Consider the following 817-nt stretch of genomic DNA (forward strand, 5'->3'; position numbering starts at 1 on the left):
TGAAGCGCCTGCCGGAGAATAAGCATGTCACACTACATGTATGAGTTCCTCGGCCTGATGGCCGTCTTCTCGATCATGATCGTCTCGCCGGGCGCTGACTTTGCCATTGTTGTGCGGCAGAGCATCGTGCATGGCCGCCGCAGTGCCATCATGACCAGCTTCGGCATCGGTGCCTCTTTGCTCTTCCATATCAGCTATACCATTCTTGGCCTTGGCCTCCTGGTGTCCAAATCGCTGTTTCTCTTCGGCATGCTGAAATGGGCCGGCGCTGCCTATCTCTTTTATCTGGGCATCAAGGCTCTACGCGCTCCCGGCATGGAAGCATCTGGGGAAGCACCGGGAGATATCTTGGATGACGCCGCGGGTGGAACCGTCCCAATGGTATTGAAAACGGCACAAGCCTTTCAAGAAAAGGGGATTAACTTGGAAGTAATTGATTTAAGAACGATTAGTCCAATAGATACAGAAGCAATTAAAGAATCTGTAGATAAAACAGGTAGATTAATGATTGTTCATGAAGCAGTGAAAACTGGCGGAGGTGGAGCAGAGATTGCAACTATTGTAAGAGAAGAATGCTTATATTCTCTAGCAGCACCAATTGTAAGGGTAACAGGTTATGATACTCCTTATCCTGTCCAAACGGTTGAGGATGATTGGCTACCGAATGTGGAGCGTATTACAGAGGGTGTAGAGAATCTATTATCGTATCAATAGATGAAAAAAAGATGGAGATTAATGTAAGGGTTATCAAAATTTGAAGTGACAAGGGGAGGCTAAATAAGCTGTAATTATTCCCATTATTTAATGAATATTAGCA

1 protein-coding gene is annotated in these 817 nt (G+C 45.8%); it reads left to right on the plus strand.

All coding sequences use genetic code 11. The features are described 5' to 3' along the window. Positions 1–24 precede the first annotated feature (24 nt). Complete coding sequence (locus BTM36_RS29330) at positions 25–714, plus strand: LysE family transporter (RefSeq protein WP_077235684.1); 690 nt, start codon at positions 25–27, stop codon at positions 712–714. Positions 715–817 lie beyond the last annotated feature (103 nt).

It is taken from the genome of Herbaspirillum sp. VT-16-41, from assembly GCF_001994935.1.
Taxonomy (GTDB): Bacteria; Pseudomonadota; Gammaproteobacteria; order Burkholderiales; family Burkholderiaceae_D; genus Herbaspirillum; species Herbaspirillum frisingense.

What these genes read in the sequence shown, in the direction of transcription:
- BTM36_RS29330 (WP_077235684.1), top strand. Translation starts at nt 25, where the DNA reads ATGTCACACTACATGTATGAGTTCCTCGGCCTGATGGCCGTCTTCTCG.